Origin of the sequence: Flavobacterium ustbae, from assembly GCF_003946915.1 — a bacterium.
Classification (GTDB): Bacteria; Bacteroidota; Bacteroidia; order Flavobacteriales; family Flavobacteriaceae; genus Flavobacterium; species Flavobacterium ustbae.
In genome coordinates, this window is sequence record NZ_RPOC01000004.1 from 297233 (window position 1) to 313827 (window position 16595).

At 32.0% G+C, this 16595-nt stretch carries 18 protein-coding genes and 1 pseudogene; 12 read left to right on the forward strand and 7 right to left on the reverse strand.

Features of this window, described 5'->3' with window-relative positions:
* The first annotated feature begins 23 nt into the window (after positions 1 to 23).
* The 3 genes from EG814_RS08600 to EG814_RS08610 all read left to right on the forward strand — a co-directional run bounded on the left by EG814_RS08600 (position 24) and on the right by EG814_RS08610 (position 1968).
* On the forward strand, positions 24 to 452 hold the full coding sequence (locus EG814_RS08600; RefSeq protein WP_125720911.1) for a hypothetical protein: 429 nt from the start codon (positions 24 to 26) through the stop codon (positions 450 to 452).
* A 258-nt stretch (positions 453 to 710) separates the two neighbouring features.
* Positions 711 to 1313 carry a hypothetical protein gene (locus tag EG814_RS08605; protein WP_125720913.1) on the forward strand — a complete coding sequence of 201 codons (603 nt, stop codon included), beginning with the start codon at positions 711 to 713 and terminating at the stop codon, positions 1311 to 1313.
* Between the two features lie 28 nt (positions 1314 to 1341).
* Positions 1342 to 1968 carry an MCP four helix bundle domain-containing protein gene (locus tag EG814_RS08610; RefSeq protein ID WP_125720915.1) on the forward strand — a complete coding sequence of 209 codons (627 nt, stop codon included), beginning with the start codon at positions 1342 to 1344 and terminating at the stop codon, positions 1966 to 1968.
* Positions 1969 to 2079: 111 nt separating this feature from the next.
* Here EG814_RS08610 and EG814_RS08615 read toward each other — a convergent pair whose 3' ends face one another.
* The 7 genes from EG814_RS08615 to EG814_RS08645 form a co-directional block, all read right to left on the reverse strand.
* Entirely contained in the window at positions 2080 to 2493 is a 414-nt protein-coding gene (locus tag EG814_RS08615; protein ID WP_125720917.1) for a nuclear transport factor 2 family protein, read from the reverse strand.
* A gap of 5 nt (positions 2494 to 2498) precedes the next feature.
* Positions 2499 to 3020, reverse strand: a complete 522-nt coding sequence (locus EG814_RS08620; RefSeq protein ID WP_125720919.1) for a TetR/AcrR family transcriptional regulator — start codon at positions 3018 to 3020, stop codon at positions 2499 to 2501.
* Between the two features lie 224 nt (positions 3021 to 3244).
* Positions 3245 to 4087 (reverse strand): DUF2911 domain-containing protein, encoded by an 843-nt coding sequence (locus EG814_RS08625; protein WP_125720920.1) that lies wholly within the window; start codon positions 4085 to 4087, stop codon positions 3245 to 3247.
* 68 nt (positions 4088 to 4155) lie between these two features.
* A complete protein-coding gene (locus tag EG814_RS08630; protein ID WP_125720922.1) occupies positions 4156 to 4818 on the reverse strand; it encodes an HAD family hydrolase in 663 nt (220 codons plus the stop codon).
* A gap of 198 nt (positions 4819 to 5016) precedes the next feature.
* Positions 5017 to 5733: a tRNA threonylcarbamoyladenosine dehydratase gene (locus tag EG814_RS08635; protein WP_125720924.1), complete on the reverse strand. Its 717-nt coding sequence runs from the start codon at positions 5731 to 5733 to the stop codon at positions 5017 to 5019.
* Positions 5734 to 5851: 118 nt separating this feature from the next.
* Positions 5852 to 6496 carry a TatD family hydrolase gene (locus EG814_RS08640; protein ID WP_125720925.1) on the reverse strand — a complete coding sequence of 215 codons (645 nt, stop codon included), beginning with the start codon at positions 6494 to 6496 and terminating at the stop codon, positions 5852 to 5854.
* A complete protein-coding gene (locus tag EG814_RS08645) occupies positions 6496 to 7095 on the reverse strand; it encodes a DUF1684 domain-containing protein (RefSeq protein WP_125720926.1) in 600 nt (199 codons plus the stop codon). The genes EG814_RS08640 and EG814_RS08645 overlap by 1 nt, the downstream gene beginning before the upstream one ends.
* Before the next feature lie 99 nt (positions 7096 to 7194).
* On the opposite strand from EG814_RS08645, the pseudogene EG814_RS08650 reads away from it, so the two are divergent.
* From EG814_RS08650 to EG814_RS08690, 9 genes and pseudogenes are all read left to right on the forward strand, one after another.
* Positions 7195 to 8414, forward strand: a pseudogene (locus EG814_RS08650) (MDR family MFS transporter).
* A gap of 116 nt (positions 8415 to 8530) precedes the next feature.
* Positions 8531 to 9253, forward strand: a complete 723-nt coding sequence (locus EG814_RS08655; RefSeq protein WP_125720927.1) for a hypothetical protein — start codon at positions 8531 to 8533, stop codon at positions 9251 to 9253.
* A 254-nt stretch (positions 9254 to 9507) separates the two neighbouring features.
* Entirely contained in the window at positions 9508 to 9873 is a 366-nt protein-coding gene (locus EG814_RS08660) for a BlaI/MecI/CopY family transcriptional regulator (protein ID WP_125720928.1), read from the forward strand.
* A 7-nt stretch (positions 9874 to 9880) separates the two neighbouring features.
* Positions 9881 to 11518 (forward strand): M56 family metallopeptidase, encoded by a 1638-nt coding sequence (locus EG814_RS08665; RefSeq protein ID WP_125720930.1) that lies wholly within the window; start codon positions 9881 to 9883, stop codon positions 11516 to 11518.
* Positions 11519 to 11524: 6 nt separating this feature from the next.
* Positions 11525 to 11893 (forward strand): BlaI/MecI/CopY family transcriptional regulator, encoded by a 369-nt coding sequence (locus tag EG814_RS08670; protein ID WP_008468912.1) that lies wholly within the window; start codon positions 11525 to 11527, stop codon positions 11891 to 11893.
* A 10-nt stretch (positions 11894 to 11903) separates the two neighbouring features.
* Positions 11904 to 13760, forward strand: a complete 1857-nt coding sequence (locus tag EG814_RS08675; protein ID WP_125720932.1) for a M56 family metallopeptidase — start codon at positions 11904 to 11906, stop codon at positions 13758 to 13760.
* Between the two features lie 79 nt (positions 13761 to 13839).
* Positions 13840 to 15273: a serine hydrolase gene (locus EG814_RS08680; RefSeq protein ID WP_125720934.1), complete on the forward strand. Its 1434-nt coding sequence runs from the start codon at positions 13840 to 13842 to the stop codon at positions 15271 to 15273.
* Positions 15274 to 15354: 81 nt separating this feature from the next.
* Positions 15355 to 15498, forward strand: coding sequence for an SsrA-binding protein (locus tag EG814_RS08685; protein WP_125720935.1), 144 nt, complete (start codon positions 15355 to 15357; stop codon positions 15496 to 15498).
* 59 nt (positions 15499 to 15557) lie between these two features.
* Positions 15558 to 16403, forward strand: coding sequence for an EamA family transporter (locus tag EG814_RS08690; protein ID WP_125720937.1), 846 nt, complete (start codon positions 15558 to 15560; stop codon positions 16401 to 16403).
* Positions 16404 to 16595: the final 192 nt, after the last annotated feature.

Genomic DNA, 16595 nt, shown 5'->3' on the forward strand with positions numbered 1-16595 from the left:
TTTAAACTCAATACTTCCGCAAAATGACAAAAGAAGAATTTTTATTTCATTTAAATGGCGCAAGCATTATAGCTTTAAAATTTGCTGAAAGATATGTCAAAGATAAATTGGTAACAGATTTTAAATACAACGTAATTCTTAGTGCAACCATAGATGATCCAAGCTTAACGCAGTTTGACTTATATCCAGAAGATCAAGGAATAATAAAGCTCAATTTGGCTGATACCGAAGTTGTTGAATTACTATATAGAAAAAATAAAGTTCCAGTTTGGATTGATATTAGTGTTTTAAAATCAAGCAGAAAAAGCACAACATTTAATTTGCTTTGCGCTGGAAGATATACCAATAATAAGGAAAACTATTATTATAATAGAGATGGATCAGGTCCTTTTGGAATAAAAGGACCTAAGTTTCCACTTAATTATATTGAAGGAAAGAAATTCAGATTGTGAATTAAATTCTTCAATAAAGAACTAAAAAGCAATTACTAACAAATAACACCGATACCCTAGCCCTGATGGTAGCGACATCCTTTTGTCTCGTTTCTTTAACGAGACAAAAGATATAGCGGACAGCAGGAAACAGCTCCTTAAAATTCACAAAACTATTTCCTTCAAATACAATTCTTCAATTTTTGTAAGTAAAAAAAGATTATTTTAGTGTGTTATAATACTTACCACTAAAACTAAACTAATTTTAAAACTGGAGAAATGAAGATTTCAGACGATTTAGAAAAGCTATTTCCTTTTGGATATCTCTTCCTAATTATGATGGGAATACTGAAAGACAGCATCTATTATTATCAATTCGGAATTAATATATTAAGATATTCTACTATAATGGATGTTTTAATAAGTCCGATCGCTGAATTTACTTCAAACCCAATAATTCTGGGAGCGATAATCATACTCTTTGTAATTCATTTTTACCTTCCTTCTTTTTTAGCTAAGTATAAAAACGTGGCGTATGTAAAAAGGTCTTTTGAGTTAAAATCTACTGACGAACTCACTCCCGAAGAAACTAAAAGCTATTATAATTCTATTGCAATAAAATCTCTTGTGCTTTTCTTATTGTCCTTTTTTCTAGGTTACGGATTTGCTGGTGGTTATTTTACCACAAAAAAGTTAAAAGAAAACAAATTAGATTATAGTTTTCAGATTGATTTTAATGGAGGAGAATCAAAAAATGTTTATGTCATTGGAAATAACAGTTTGTATTATTTCTACTTTGTTAAAGGGGATAAAAAGATAAAAATTACTCCTCTAGCATCAATAAAAAACATTGAACTTATTGAAAATAAAATGATTGATTAAAATTATAGTAATCTAAAAAAATAGCGTTATGAAAGATCAAAAGAAATACAGCAATAAAGCAAAAGCTGCCTTTATTCTGTTAATCGTAATGCTGATTATTTTACTAGGAAATTTTAATACACTGCGAAATTCTAAAAATGTAAATGATAATATTAATGCGATTTACAAAGACCGTTTGGTTGTGGCGCATTACATTTTTCAATATTCTAAAGAACTTCATTTTATAAAAGCTGAAGCTGAAAAACTGAATTTAAGCGACAATATTAAAAAAGATGAGATTATCCATACGCTCGATATCATTCATAATATTGATGATTTGTACGCCAAAACAGTTTTGACAAATAAAGAGAAACAGTACTTTGATGCTTTTTTGAGTTCTTGCAAAGAAATCAATAAACAAGTCGAAAGTAAAAATTGGGACAAAATAGCCAATTCTAGTGCAGAAGCTTTAAAAACTTTGGAAGCTCTTTCTCAAATTCAGATTAAAGAGGGAAAAGCAAAACTTGAAGCGGCAAATGCCATGTATAATAAAAACAATGTCCTTGGCCAGCTTCAAATTGCTCTGCTCATAATTTTAGGAGGAATTACTTTTTATCTTCTGATAAAGAAAATCAAAAAAACAATCAAGATTCCTGAACCGCCTTCTATGAATTAAATCTTAAATATTTAAATTCCAATGTTTTAAATTCCAATGTTTTAAATTCCAAATTCCAATTTTTTCTTCTTGTTTATGATTTCTCCTTTGTCGAAATAACAAAACGGTATCTTATTTAAATTTTCTGTCTTCTTCCGAAATTTGAAGGTCATTTATACTGGCAAATCTTTTCTGCATTAGGCCATTCGCATCAAATTCCCAATTTTCATTTCCGTAAGCGCGAAACCAATTTCCATCATTATCTTGGTATTCATACTCAAATCTAACAGCAATTCTATTTTCTGTATGAGCCCAATATTCTTTTTTCAATTTGTAGTTTTTCTCTTTTTTCCATTTTTCAGTCAAAAAAGGAACGATTTCTTCTCGTCCGTTTACAAATTTATCCCTATTTCTCCATTCGCTGTCTATTGTGTAAGCTTTTGAAACTCTTTCGGGATCTTGGCTATTCCATGCATCTTCTGCCAATTGAATTTTTTCTAATGCCGTTTCTAAAGTGAAAGGAGGCAACGGTAATTTCTGTTCCATACTATTTAAATTAAAGTTTGAATTATTTTTTTTGATTGTTCTATTAACTTATTTGACTTAAATAACTGACTTTCGATGATACAGCTTTCAAATAACAAATACACATGATCTGAAAGTAAATCATCTTTTAGAATGTCTCTAAAATATATCTGTAAATCACTTTTATGATTCTGAATAACACTAAGTATTTTTACATTATCTGACGGAATTTCTGAAAGTATATTTAAAAAGCTACAGCCTCTAAAATCTTCTTTTTTATTCATATAAATCAAAAAATCGAATGATTTGTCAATTTTCGAATTTAAATCTTTGGCATCTGCAGTAAATTTTACTAGCTGCTCAAACCAAAAAGAGTGGCGCTGTTCTAAAAAAGCAACACACAAATCTTCCTTCGATTTAAAATGCTGATAAAAACTAGCCTTCGCCACTTTGGCTTCCTCAATAATCTGATTTATTCCTGTCGCATTATAACCTTGCTTATGAAACAAAGTAAAAGTCTTCTCTAAAATTCTTTCTTTTGGTAGCATCTTCCTTATAATTGTTTGTACAAATATAATACTTTTTCAAACAAACAGACAAGTCTGTCTATATTTATTTTAAAAAATACAAAGCTTTGCTAACTTTGCGTTTTATTAAGTTCTCTACTTTAAAAAACTTGCGTGCTTTGCGGTTAAAAACAAAAAAATTCCAAAACCCGAAAGCTTTGGAATTTGATATTTTAAAATTGGAATTTAATAATGCGCTAGCATTATTATCTGCTCCACTCTGCGATACTGTCTTTGTTTAATTTCACGTAATCAGCGTTGTTTGCAGCTTCAGCAGATGCTAAAGAAGCTTTTGCAGTTTCTACTGCTCCTTTTTTATCACCTTGTTTTGCTTGTATCTGAGATTTTAATCTTAAAACATAATATGGTTTGTCTGAACTCATATCTAAAGCTTTATCTACGTAAGTTCTAGCCGTTTCAATATTTCCGTTAGACTGGAATAAGTATTGAGATGCCGAAAAATAATCGTTCCAAGTTGGTCCAGCCAAAGCTTTCTCGATACTTGCTGTCGCAATTTTAGCAGTTGGAACTTCAAATTTTAAAGACACATGAGAGTTTTCCCAAGCAATATCCAAATATCCAAAATTTGGATCTAAACCATTAATTCCAATTGTAAATGTTTCAACAGGAGTTGGCAATGCCTCTTCTTTTACTGTAGTTTTTAACGCTACATAAGAATCGCTCCAATTTTCTGGCAATCCCCAGTTATCTGTAGAAAGATAGAAAATGATGTCCCAGCTTTCAATTCTAGGAACGGTGTAAATGGCATATTTTCCTTTCTTTAGCGTTTTTCCATCAATTATTACATCGTCACTAAAGTTGATGATCGTATTTTCATTTGCTCCTGTTCTCCATAATTTCCCAAACGGAACTAAATTTCCGAACACAGCTCTCCCTCTTGCTCCCGGTCTTGAATAGGTAACTTCAACATCGGTTAAACCAACAGTTTGTTTAATATATCCTTTTGGACTTGCTTGTGGCGTTTTTACTTGTGCTTCTGATGCTAAAGGGGCCAAAATCAGGGCTAGAGCAATAAGTAGTTTCTTCATTATTTTCAGTTTTAATTTTTTCAAATTTACAAATTCAATCAGCTAATAAATGTTAAATTTTATATAATTCAAGACTTCAGCTGTGATATTTTTTCTGCATTTAATTCGTTAAAATGATCAATAACTAAGTCCGCTTCTGATAAATCTTGATGGTGCGAATGCTCGCTTTTGTATCCAACACAATAGATTCCTGCCCCCTTTGCTGCTTTTACGCCATTTGTGCTGTCTTCAATAATAATGCATTCTTCTTTTGGCGCCACAGACAACGAAGCTGCGTGAATAAATATCGCTGGATTTGGTTTTGACTGAGGAAAATCTTCTCCGCTCACAATATGAGTAAAATATTGGTGCAGATTAAATCTTGTAAAAACGCGGTCAATAGTTACTTTAGACGCCGACGAGGCCAAAATTAATTGAATGCCATTTTGGTATAAGTCTTTAATCAAATCTTCTACACCATCCAAAAGGTACAAATCTTCTTTAGTATCAAAAGCATCATTAAAAATAGTTCTTTTTCTCTGAATCAAATCTTCTACTTCCTGCTCTACACTAGGAAAATAGCTTTTCAAGGTTTGAAATGTATTTCGAGTCGAAAATCCTGTAAATGTTGTATACATTTCCTCTGGAACTTCGATATTCAATTCTGAAAATTGTAAATAATAAGCATAACGATGAACGGGTTCTGTATCGACAATTACGCCGTCCATATCAAAAATTACTGTTTTAATCATTTTTTTTTAAGGTGCTATACTGAGCTACTAAGGTACTGAGTTGCTAAGCTTCTAAGGTTTATTTCTTTTGCGCTTTAATTTGTCAAAGTTTAAAACTTTGACAAAGTTGTTTTAAAATTTATTCATAAGTATAAAAAACTAGATTCTGTGTCCTGTAGCAAAAAAACTTAGCACCTTAGAATCTTAGTATCTTAGTACCTACTTTTTACTCAATAAATAACGAATCACTGTTTCTGCAGCATGTAAACCAAATAAACCTGGCATATAGCTGTTTGTTCCGTAGAAAGACTTTTTAAAATTTTTCCCGTCTGTTAATTTTAAGCTTTTTTCATCTTGAATTTCAGAAGAGAAAACCACTTTCAATTTATTGATTTTTAACTCTCTCAGACGTTTACGAATTGTTTTGGAGAAATAGCAGTTTATGGTTTTAGAAATATCTGCCACTTTCACTTTTGAAGCTAGCATTTTTCCGCCAGCGCCCATACTGCTGATGATTTTTACTCTATTGCGTTTTGCGCCCATAATTAAATTCAATTTTGGGGTAATGCTGTCGATGCAATCTAAAACATAATCAAATTCTGGAGAAACTATTTCGAAAGCACGTTCTGGAGAAAGAAATTCCTGAACACGAGTTAAGTTTAATTCTGGATTAATATCCATTAAACGATCACCTACAATTTTAATTTTTGGCTCACCAACTGTTGAATGCAAGGCTGGTAACTGACGGTTAATATTGGTAATATCTACAACGTCTCCGTCTACAATTGTCATGTTTCCTACTCCTGCTCTTGCTAAAAATTCTGCTGCAAAAGATCCAACTCCGCCTAACCCAACGACTAAAACGTTAGATTTTTGTAATTTTTCTAATCCTTCTTTAGTAAACAAAAGCTCAGCTCTTTCTGTCCATTCTGCCATATATTCTATTTTGTTGTTTTTATGTTTTTATTTTTTTGTTTCAAGTTTCAGGTTTCACGTTTCATGTTTTGTCAGGCTTCGGTACGCTCAGCCTGACAAACTACATTTGATTTTTTTTTTACTCAAACACGCTTTTATAATTGCTTGAAATAATACTTTGTAATTCTTTAATATTGATTCCTTTATATTCGGCTGCTAAGTCATAAACTTCTTGAATCGATTCTTCAATTGTATCTGTTTCTAAGAAAAAGCGATCATTTGGAACATTCTGAAAAACCGCTTTTAAATCAGGGTTTTTCAATAGATATTTTCCAAATGAAAGATGAAATCCCGCTGTAATTAGTTGTTGCGCTAACTGATTGTTTTTTGCAAAACCATGAATAATCATCGGAACTTTTATATTCCTATTTTTCTTAACAGCCATTACTTCTTGAAAAGCAGCAACACAATGTATCACAACAGGTTTCTTATACCTTTCTGCTAATTCTAATTGCTTTTCAAAAACCGAAAGCTGCAACTCAAACGGCACTTCTATCCTTTTGTCTAAACCGCACTCGCCTATTGCCAAGCAATTTTGAGTTTGAAGTTTTTCCTCTATAATTTTCAAATCTGCATCAATTCGATTTTCTTCAATATACCACGGATGGATTCCTATAGAATAAAATGGAATTTCGGCATCAAAATCTTTCGGGTATTGATTGACCAGCTCTAAAACATTAGATTGATTGGTAAATTGATGGGTATGAAAATTAAAATATTCCATTAATGAAAAGCTTTTACGCCTGCTTTAATTTCAATTTTCAAATCATTTTCCTGAGGCACAAGCGGACAAGAATACTTATAATTATAAGCACAGTAAGGATTATAAGCTTGGTTAAAATCGATTGCAATCGTGTTTCCTTTTGGAACTTCCAGATCAATATATCGGCCTCCTATATAACTCTGTTTTCCGCTTGTTAAATCAGAAAATGGCAAAAAGAGATGGTTTTTATATTTTTCCTGTACCAGAAGTTCCAAACTTTGGTAAACAGCAAGTGAGAATGATTTTCCGTTTATTTTGAAGTTTAAAGTGCCATATTTAGTATACTTTGACGTACGGGCTCCAGAAGTTTTCATGTCAAAAGCTTTTCCGCCTTTAGCTTTCACGAGCGTGGCATTCACAAAATAAGTTTCAGAAATAGGAAAAAATTCTAAGCTTTTAAAAGTCTTTAAATCTTCAGCCATTAACGGACTTGTCTTAGGATCAGCGTATTCTGAGTTGATTTTCTTTTGGAATTTTTGAACATCGGCTTTATTAAACTTTTTTTGAGCAAACCCAAAATTAAAAACCAACAATAAAGCTAGGGCGTTTATAGTTTTCATCTTAGAAATTTTATGCAAAAATAGTTCAAAAGTAACAAAACGACAACCACTTAACGAGACAAAGTTTCCTAACTTTGTGACGATAATTTATCACACAAAATGCTTAAAACCGCTTTAACCCACTACATTAACAACTTTCGAGGTTTTACCAGAGAAGTTTGGATTCTTGCCATCATTACTTTTATTAACCGCGCCGGTACAATGGTTCTTCCTTTTTTATCTAAATATTTAAGAGAAGATCTTCATTTTTCGTACAATCAAGTTGGGTGGATTATGGTCGCATTTGGTTTAGGATCAATGCTTGGTTCTTGGCTTGGCGGTAAATTATCAGACAAAATCGGATTTTATAAAATCATGATTTTTAGTTTATTCACCAGCGGAGTTTCTCTTTTCTTTGTCCAATATATTACCACATTCTGGTCGCTTTGTGCTGCCATGTTTATCCTTATGACTATTGCAGATATGTTTCGTCCTGCCATGTTTGTGTCTCTAGGAGCGTATGCCAAACCAGAAAACAGAACGCGAGCGCTTACATTGGTACGTCTTGCGGTAAATTTAGGTTTTGCTGCCGGACCTGCACTTGGTGGTTTAATTATTATGGGACTGGGATATTCTGGTCTTTTTTGGGTTGACGGGGCTTCGTGCATTATTTCGATCTCAATTTTTGCCTTGCTTGTAAAAGAAAAGAAAAAAGCAATTCATGATGATAAAGCAGAAAGCGCCTCAGAAATAAAATCGGTATTTCATGATAAAATTTTCTGGGTTTTCTTATTCGTAAGTTTTTTGCAGCCATGATTTTCTTTCAGCTGTTTACTACACTTCCTTTATATCATAATGAAAAATTTGGTTTAAGCGAATTACAAACCGGTTTATTGATGACATTAAACGGCCTTTTAATCTTTTCTCTCGAAATGCCAACGGTTGGCTTTTTAGAACGAAAAGCTTTTCCTAAAATCCGAATCATTATTATAGGATCTTTTGTAATGGCTTCGAGTTTCTTTTTGCTTCTCATCAATTTCTGGGCAGGAATTCTTGTGGTAAGCATGATTTGTATCTCAATAGGAGAAATTCTCACTTTCCCTTTTTCGAATGCGTTTGCTTTGAGCCGAGCGCCACGCGGTCAAGAAGGCCGTTATATGGCACTTTATACCATGAGTTTTAGTTTGGCTCATATTGTAAGCTCTAAAGTCGGCTTTGAAATTATCTCTCGTTTAGGCTACCAAATGAACTGGTTAGTTATGGCTTGCATTGGAGTTGTGGCAACTTTGTGTTGTATTTGGATTAAGAATGCTTTGTTAACTGAGAAAATACATTCATAATTTAGTTTTATTTGATCATTTTATATATTTGATAATTAATGATAGGCAACAAAGCATGTTTACTAAAGCATTTAAATGTAAAATTTAAAAATAAGGTTTAATTTCAGTCAGAAAAAATGTCAAAAGGAAATGTCATTCACGATACGATCATATTAGTAAAAAGAGATACAATCATTAAAATGGTTGAAATAATTAAAGACCAAAATAAATCAGTATCTCCTCATGTTGATTTTTTTAATACTTATAGTAATGTTTTTACTGGTTACGGAACGATAGCTACCTTTCTTGCAGTTGTTGTAGCGATAATCGCTATTTATAGATCCACTAAGGATAGCAGAAATCAAATTTTAGCAAACAAAGTTGAGGAGATTTATGAATTGGTAGAGACTTTGTCTTCAGTCTATGGACATTTGTTTGCTGTTTATATAATATTAGAAAATTCTTCAAAAAAAGAAATTGAGCTAAAAGGACGTCTTTTTATGGAAAAAGAATTTAGAGAAAAATTAGCTACTCTAAAAGAAACTTATGATATTGAAGATTTTATAAAAAAATCCATTAGATTAAACATTCTAGCCAATTCATATTTGAAAGCTAATGTAAAATATGATGTAATTGGATTTTCTCAACTTTTTATAGCAATCCTTTATATTCTAAATTATGAAGATGTGAAACTTAGACAACCTGAATTTAAAGACCCATTACCAAAACCTGCTAATGTCTTTGAACTAACAACTTCGATAGTAGATCAGCTTAGAAAAATTATTGGATTTAGCAATAAAACTAAAGGTTACATACACTATAGAAACAATACTTTTAAATCAAAAATCTATCCAAAATAATATTATTTATACTACTTATCTTTTTCTTAATGCATTTGCTTTAAGGTATGTGGGATTAAAATACTAATCAACGAGAAGATTTCCTAAAAAAACTTTTAACTTTTTAAATCCCTATAATTCAATTTATTACCATTAAATTTGAAAGGCTTTTTTATGCTCTAAACTGAATTCAAACTTAATTTTTAGTTAAATAACTATTTTTATAGTTGTGTAACTAAAAAAATAGTTGTAGGTTTGAATTAAAATTAGAGAAGATGCAGAAGTTAACAAACAAAGAAGAAGAAATTATGATGATTTTATGGAAGCTGAAAAAAGCTTTTGTAAAAGAAATTCAAGCCGAAATCACAGAAGATCAGCCACATTATAACACGTTGTCTACTATTGTGCGTAATCTGGAAGAAAAGGGATATGTGGGACACAACGCTTTTGGAAACACACATCAGTACTTTCCGGTTGTTGCCATTGAAGATTACAGAAAAGGATTTATGAAAACTGCTATCGACAACTATTTCAATAGTTCGTATAAAAGTATGGTTTCCTTTTTTGCTAAAGAAGAAAAAATTTCAGCAGATGAATTGCGTGAGATTTTATCAATGATCGAAAATAAAAACGAAAAATAATCGGTTTATGGAAGCAGTTTTCATTTATATCGCCAAATCAAGCAGTTTAATGCTTATGTTTTATTGCGCTTATTATTTTTTATTGCGCAAAGAAACATTTTTTATTAGTAACAGATGGTTTCTATTATCTGGTCTAATTGTCTCAGTAATTCTACCATTACTGACATATACAAAGGTGATATGGACTGACGCTGCTCCTTACACAAATGCAGATATTCAAACAGAAATATTAAATATCCCGCAGAACGAATCGGCAAATTTTAATTGGACTTATACTATTCTTGGCTTATACGGTCTTGGTTTATTAGTATTTATTGCGAAACTGGCCATTGATTTTTATAGCTTGAATTCTATTATTAAAGGAAAAAAAATCAAACAGCAAGCCGATTTTAAATTTATAGATATAAAAGAAAACATCGCGCCTTTCTCCTATTTTGAATATATCGTGTACAACTCATCACTTTACACGCCTTCAGAATTAGAGAGCATAATTGAACACGAAAAAGTGCACAGCGATCAGAATCATACTTTAGATGTATTGATTTCGAGAATATTCAGTATTATTTTCTGGTTCAATCCAATTGTATGGCTTTATAAAAAAGCAATAACTCAAAACCTAGAGTTTATTGCAGACAGTGAAGCTTCTAAAAAACTTTCAGACAAAAAAGCGTATCAATACACGCTTTTAAAAATAACAACACACGATAATTGTGTTGCAATCACCAATCATTTTTATCAATCATTAATCAAAAAACGAATTGTCATGTTAAACAAAAATCAATCAAAAAAGAGGAATTCCTGGAAGTATTATACTGTAATTCCTGCTCTAGCTGCTTTTGTACTATTATTTCAAATTGAAGTAATTGCAAAAGAGAAACCGCAAATGGCAAAAGAAGTTTCTAAAGAAATCAAATCTGTAGATGTCTACAAAATCAGAAAAAACTCTACCGATGCTGAATTAAAAGAAATTAAAGACAAATTAAAATCAATTTACAATATTGATTTTGAAGCTTCTCAAATTAAACGAAATTCAAATAACGAATTGACCTCAATTAAAGTTAATGTAAAAAATGGTTCTCAGGAATCTCAATCTATTCAGACTGGCGGAGACGACACTATTAAAGATTTTGGTGTAATCGTAATCACAGATGAAAATGGAAACAGAAAAGTTGGTATACAAACTTCTGATGATGCCAATGGTAAAATTGCAGTAAGCAAAAAAACAAATTCTGATTCCAACAAGAAAATTAAAACTTCAACCAAAACAGTTACAAACGAAAATCCAACCATTAAAACAGAAACCAATGTTAACACTAATTTTAATACTAGCACAAAAACTAGCAGCACTACTAGTTCAGCTATTAGTACTTTTGTAACTACTGACGGAAATCAGAGTTCAACAACTACAATAACAAGCAAAGACGGAAAAACTAGCATTTCTGTGTCTGATGGTGCAAAAAAGAAATCCAAAGGCTTTCAGCAATTGATAGTTATTGACGGTGAAATCATGCCTTCGAATTTTGATTCCAATGATATTAATGCAAAAGATATTGCGACTATGAATGTTTTAAAAGGTATGGATGCAACTGTTAAATATGGAGATAACGGAAAAAATGGCGTAATAGAAATTGAAACCCGAAAATAATCTGAAATGCAAAAACTGACCAATAAAGAAGAAGAAATCATGCATATTTTATGGAAGCTTAAAAAAGCTTTTGTAAAAGAGATTCAGGCAGAGATTTTAGAAGACCAGCCTCATTACAACACGTTGTCCACTATTGTTCGTAATCTGGAAGAGAAAGGCTATGTGGCGCACAATGCTTTTGGAAATACGCATCAGTATTATCCGGCTGTAAGCATCGAAGATTATAGAAAAGGTTTTATGAGCACTGCAATCGATAATTATTTTAATAGCTCTTACAAAAGCATGGTTTCTTTCTTTGCTAAAGAAGAAAAGATTTCTGCCGATGAATTGCGTGAAATTTTAGACATGATCGAAAATCCAAAAGAAGGTAAATAATCAAAATAGTATGGAAGCACTTTTCATTTTTATCCTAAAATCAAGCGGGTTACTAGCAATGTTTTATTTTGCTTACATTTTTTTACTTCGCAAAGAAACTTTTTTCAACAGCAGCCGCTGGTTTTTAATTGCCGGATTAATTACTTCTGTAGTACTGCCTTTTGTTGTGTACACCAAAGTGATTTTGGTCGAAGTGCCACCCGCGCCAGAACCAGCTCCTATTATTACAACTTCGTCTACTAATATTCAGAACATTCCAGTTTCTAATGAGAATGTAACTGTATACGAACCAAAATATGCTCCGACAACCGTTACAGTTGTTGAAGAAGAAAATTTTGAAGTAAATTGGACTTTGGTTTTAGCACTTGTTTACGGAATTGGTTTCTTGGCTTTCATGACCAAATTTGTGCTTGATTTTTACAGTCTTAATTCTGTTTTAAAAGGAAAAAAAATCGAACAGCAGGAAGATTTTAAATTTATCGATGTCAATGAAAATATCGCTCCTTTTTCTTATTTCGATTACATTGTATATAACTCATCACTATATACTTCGGCAGAATTAGAAAGTATTTTGGAACACGAAAAAGTGCACAGCGACCAAAAGCATACCATTGATGTTTTGATTTCGAGAATCTTTTGTATCCTATTTTGGTTTAACCCAATTGTCTGGCTTTATAAAAAAGCAATTTTACAAAATCTTGAATTTATTGCAGACAGTGAAGCTTCTAAAAAAATTGCCGACAAAAAAGCGTATCAGTACACGCTTTTAAAAATAACAACGCATGAAACTTGCGTTGCAATCACCAATCATTTTTATCAATCATTAATCAAAAAACGAATTGTTATGTTAAACAAAAATCAATCAAACAAAAGAAATTACTGGAAATATTCGGCCGTAATTCCTGCTCTAGGGGCATTTGTTCTCTTATTTCAAATTAAGACTATTGCACAAGAAAAGAAACAAAATGAGGACGCATTTGTTACAAAGGACACTATTAAAGATATTGACGAAACAATAAAAATCACCAAAAATACAACTGATAAAGAGCTAAACGAACTTCCAGGAAAGGTAAAAACAAATCACAATCTTGATATCGAAATTTCGGATGTAAAAAGAAATACAAAAGAGGAATTAACTGCGATTCAGATCAAAGTAAAATCAGATTCTGGTAAAAAACAAACTATCAAAATTGACGGTGACGAAGCGATAAAAGACTGTGAATTAGCCATTGGAACAGACGAAAAAGGAACAAAATCTATCAACATTAATACAGATAGAAACTTTAAAATGCCGATGATCATTAGAAACGAAAGAGTTATTGTTCGCAATCACGAAGGCTCTGATGTTGCTGCTCCAGTACCGCCAACACCTCCCGCATTTCCTTCTGGTCCACTGCCAGCTGCACCGGCAATAGATATGTCAAAAATGCCAAAACCGCCAGTTGCTCCTAAAAATCCAAAGGATAAAGTAGCGATGGCAAATTTTGAAAAACAAATGGAAGTTTTTGAAAAGCAGATGGAAGCATTTGAACCGCAAATGGAAGCTTATGAAAAACAAATCGAAGCGATTATGTCTCAAAGAGAAGCTGTTTACGAAAAAGAAATGGCTAAATATGAGATTGCCATGGAAAAATTTGCTGCTAATATGGAGAAATTCAATTTTGATTTTAAATTCAATTTTGACGATAAGGACTACCAAATTGATATGAAGCAATACGAACAAGACATGAAACAGTATGAGCTTGATATGAAGCAACACGCAAAAGATATGAAACAGCATGCCAAAGACATGAAGCAACATGAGAAGGATATGAAGCAGCATGAAAAAGATATGAAAGAAATGGAAAAACAGAATAAAAAAGCGTAACCAGTTCATTTTACTTTAAAGACCAGTGTTTTTATTCACTGGTTTTTTTATTTGGAATTTTAATACTAAAAACACTCACATGAGAGAAAATATCACAATTTTATTTTTATGCATTAGTTTTTCAATTTTGGCACAAAAAAACAAAACCGAAAAAGATATTTTCATTTCAATGGATAAAACCGCTTCTATCCTTTCTGAAAAATCGAAAGCCAATTCCATTTCAATTGGCGTTGTTAAAAATGGAAAAACTTATACGCGTCATTATGGCGAAATAGATAAAGGAAAAGAAAACATTGCCAACAATAATACGGTGTTTGAAGTTGCCTCTATAACCAAGTTATTTACAGGGTTACTTACTGCACAAGCTGTTTTGGAAGGAAAATTAAATCCAGATGACGATATTAGAAAATATTTAAAGGGCTCATATCCGAACTTAGAATACAACGGAACGCCAATAACGATTAAGGATTTAGTTTCTTTTAGAACTGGTTTTGCTAAAGATTTGCCTGATACTGATGAATTACGAAAAAATAGAAATGACAGCAGTTATTTGGCTTTCAAAAGAATTGATGAATCGTATACCCGAGAAAAATTCTTTGAAGATCTTAAGTCTATGAAATTGGATACTTTGCCTGGAACTAAATTCAAATATAGCAACGGAAGTCTTAATCTGACGGCTCACATCTTAGAAAATGTCTATCAGAAAAGTTATGAAACACTTTTGAAAGAGAATATTTTTTCGAAACTAGACATGAAATCAAGTGGTATAAATCTTAGCGCTAATACTGTTATTGCAAACGGTTATAATCTCAAAGGAGTTTTAATGCCAACTATTTCAGATAATCTTTGGGGAGCTGCAGGAAGATTAAAATCTACTTTAGGTGACTTGACTAAATTTATTAATTACGAGCTAAACACGAAGAATAAAATTGTTCAAGAGTCGCAACGAAATCTCTTAAACAGCTCAACAACTTGGAACGGTTATTTCTGGGATTATATCCAAGTTGACGAAAACGGAAAAAACTGTTGGAAACATGGGGGCGCTTTCGGAACTCAAAATATGTTGGTTATTTATCCCGAACGAAAGCTAGGCATTTCTATTATTGTAAACATTAGCGATGAAAATACCGGAAATGCGCTTGGCGAAGCCATTATAAGACTTTCTAATGATTTATTAAGTGAAAACAAAAAACAAACCGGTATTTATGGCTACAAAATCATAGGTAAAAATGTTGTTTTTGTTTACGAACATGATAAAAATTTAGATTCTAGTTTGGTTAAAAGCGTATCTGTAGCAGGTTCTTTCGATAAATGGAATCCAAACGATCTGAATTTTCAAATGGTTCAGAAAAGCAAAAATACATTTGAATTAGCGGTTCCTAAATCTCAATTTGAGAAAAACACGACTCACCTTTTTAAGTTTGTCATCAATAAAACGGGCTGGATAGAAGCGCCAAAAAATGCCATAAATCGCCAGACTGAAGGAGATGAAAATCTGATTCTAAAAATTTAAATACTTTTACATTTTACTGTCAAAAAGACTTTGTTTCAAACACAAAGTCTTTTTTTATATCTTTGAGAAAACAAATCTATCATGTATAAATTATTAGCTAAACTAAATAAAATACTTCTGCCAAGTTTTACCAAGCAAGGCTTAGATATTGCAAAAGCAAAAAAGTGGCAAATGGCAATTATTGGCTATCGTGCTTATGTTACTAAAAAAGCTTTAGGTAACTAATTTAAAATACAATTTGTTTACACTCGCAGAAACTATTTTACATTTCTGCACTACCTCTTATGAAAAACCGAGAAATTAGCCTCCCTCCTGTTCCTGCCGTATTATTAGCTATTATAAGTGTTCAATGCGGAGCGGCAATTGCAAAAACTTTATTCCCTACAATTGGCGCAGCGGGTACGGCATCTATACGTATTGGTGTTTCGGCATTAATTTTATTATTGGCTTACAGACCCAATTTTAAAGCCATAACAGCACAGCAATGGAAAATTGTAATTCCGTATGGTTTGTCTTTAGGAGCAATGAATTTGATTTTTTATTTTGCTATAGAAAGAATTCCGATTGGTTTGGCTGTAACTTTAGAATTTGTTGGTCCATTATTATTGGCTATAGCAGGCTCAAAACGTTTGGTTGATTACTGCTGGGTTTTACTGGCCGCTATTGGTATTTTATTAATTGCGCCTTGGACAAATGACCGCTTAGATCCATGGGGCATTTTATTTGCACTTATGGCTGGAGGATTCTGGGCGGCATATATTGTTTTAGGAGGTAAAATTTCAAAAATAATGAATGATGGTTATGCCGTAACGACAGGAATGCTATTTGCTGCAATTTTAGTTTTGCCTTTTGGTTTTCTAGAAAACGGTTTAAGCAATTTAACACCTAAATTATTCGGAATGGGCGTCGCGCTTGCCCTTTTATCTAGTGCAATTCCTTTTACATTAGAAATGAAAGCTTTAGGAAAACTTCCTCCTCGTACATTTAGTATTTTAATGAGTTTAGAACCTGCAGCAGCATCTATATGTGCTTTTATTTTTCTTCAAGAAAGTTTGAGCTTTTATGAAATATTGGCTGTAGTTTGTGTTGTAATAGCTTCTGCAGGAAGCACTCTGACTGCAAAAAAATAGATTTTTTTGAAATTTCAATGTAAAAAATTCCAAATTCCAAAATAGAATTGTAAACCAAATTTAAATCCCAAACTCCAAGTTTGAACTGCCCCCAAAAAGTTAGACACTATTTGGGGGCATTTTTATGGAAAGAAAAGTTAAATACAATTACGAATTTAAACTTCAATGTATAAAAGAAGTTTTTAAATTTCA

Coding starts and splice junctions, on each gene's coding strand:
- EG814_RS08620 (WP_125720919.1), bottom strand. CDS start 3,020: ATGCTACCAAAAGAAAGAATTTTAGAGAAGACTTTTACTTTGTTTCAT.
- EG814_RS08640 (WP_125720925.1), bottom strand. CDS start 6,496: ATGGAATATTTTAATTTTCATACCCATCAATTTACCAATCAATCTAAT.
- EG814_RS08665 (WP_125720930.1), top strand. CDS start 9,881: ATGGAAGCAGTTTTCATTTATATCGCCAAATCAAGCAGTTTAATGCTT.
- EG814_RS08635 (WP_125720924.1), bottom strand. CDS start 5,733: ATGGCAGAATGGACAGAAAGAGCTGAGCTTTTGTTTACTAAAGAAGGA.
- EG814_RS08605 (WP_125720913.1), top strand. CDS start 711: ATGAAGATTTCAGACGATTTAGAAAAGCTATTTCCTTTTGGATATCTC.
- EG814_RS08680 (WP_125720934.1), top strand. CDS start 13,840: ATGAGAGAAAATATCACAATTTTATTTTTATGCATTAGTTTTTCAATT.
- EG814_RS08690 (WP_125720937.1), top strand. CDS start 15,558: ATGAAAAACCGAGAAATTAGCCTCCCTCCTGTTCCTGCCGTATTATTA.
- EG814_RS08655 (WP_125720927.1), top strand. CDS start 8,531: ATGTCAAAAGGAAATGTCATTCACGATACGATCATATTAGTAAAAAGA.
- EG814_RS08670 (WP_008468912.1), top strand. CDS start 11,525: ATGCAAAAACTGACCAATAAAGAAGAAGAAATCATGCATATTTTATGG.
- EG814_RS08615 (WP_125720917.1), bottom strand. CDS start 2,493: ATGGAACAGAAATTACCGTTGCCTCCTTTCACTTTAGAAACGGCATTA.
- EG814_RS08685 (WP_125720935.1), top strand. CDS start 15,355: ATGTATAAATTATTAGCTAAACTAAATAAAATACTTCTGCCAAGTTTT.
- EG814_RS08630 (WP_125720922.1), bottom strand. CDS start 4,818: ATGATTAAAACAGTAATTTTTGATATGGACGGCGTAATTGTCGATACA.
- EG814_RS08600 (WP_125720911.1), top strand. CDS start 24: ATGACAAAAGAAGAATTTTTATTTCATTTAAATGGCGCAAGCATTATA.
- EG814_RS08675 (WP_125720932.1), top strand. CDS start 11,904: ATGGAAGCACTTTTCATTTTTATCCTAAAATCAAGCGGGTTACTAGCA.
- EG814_RS08660 (WP_125720928.1), top strand. CDS start 9,508: ATGCAGAAGTTAACAAACAAAGAAGAAGAAATTATGATGATTTTATGG.
- EG814_RS08645 (WP_125720926.1), bottom strand. CDS start 7,095: ATGAAAACTATAAACGCCCTAGCTTTATTGTTGGTTTTTAATTTTGGG.
- EG814_RS08625 (WP_125720920.1), bottom strand. CDS start 4,087: ATGAAGAAACTACTTATTGCTCTAGCCCTGATTTTGGCCCCTTTAGCA.
- EG814_RS08610 (WP_125720915.1), top strand. CDS start 1,342: ATGAAAGATCAAAAGAAATACAGCAATAAAGCAAAAGCTGCCTTTATT.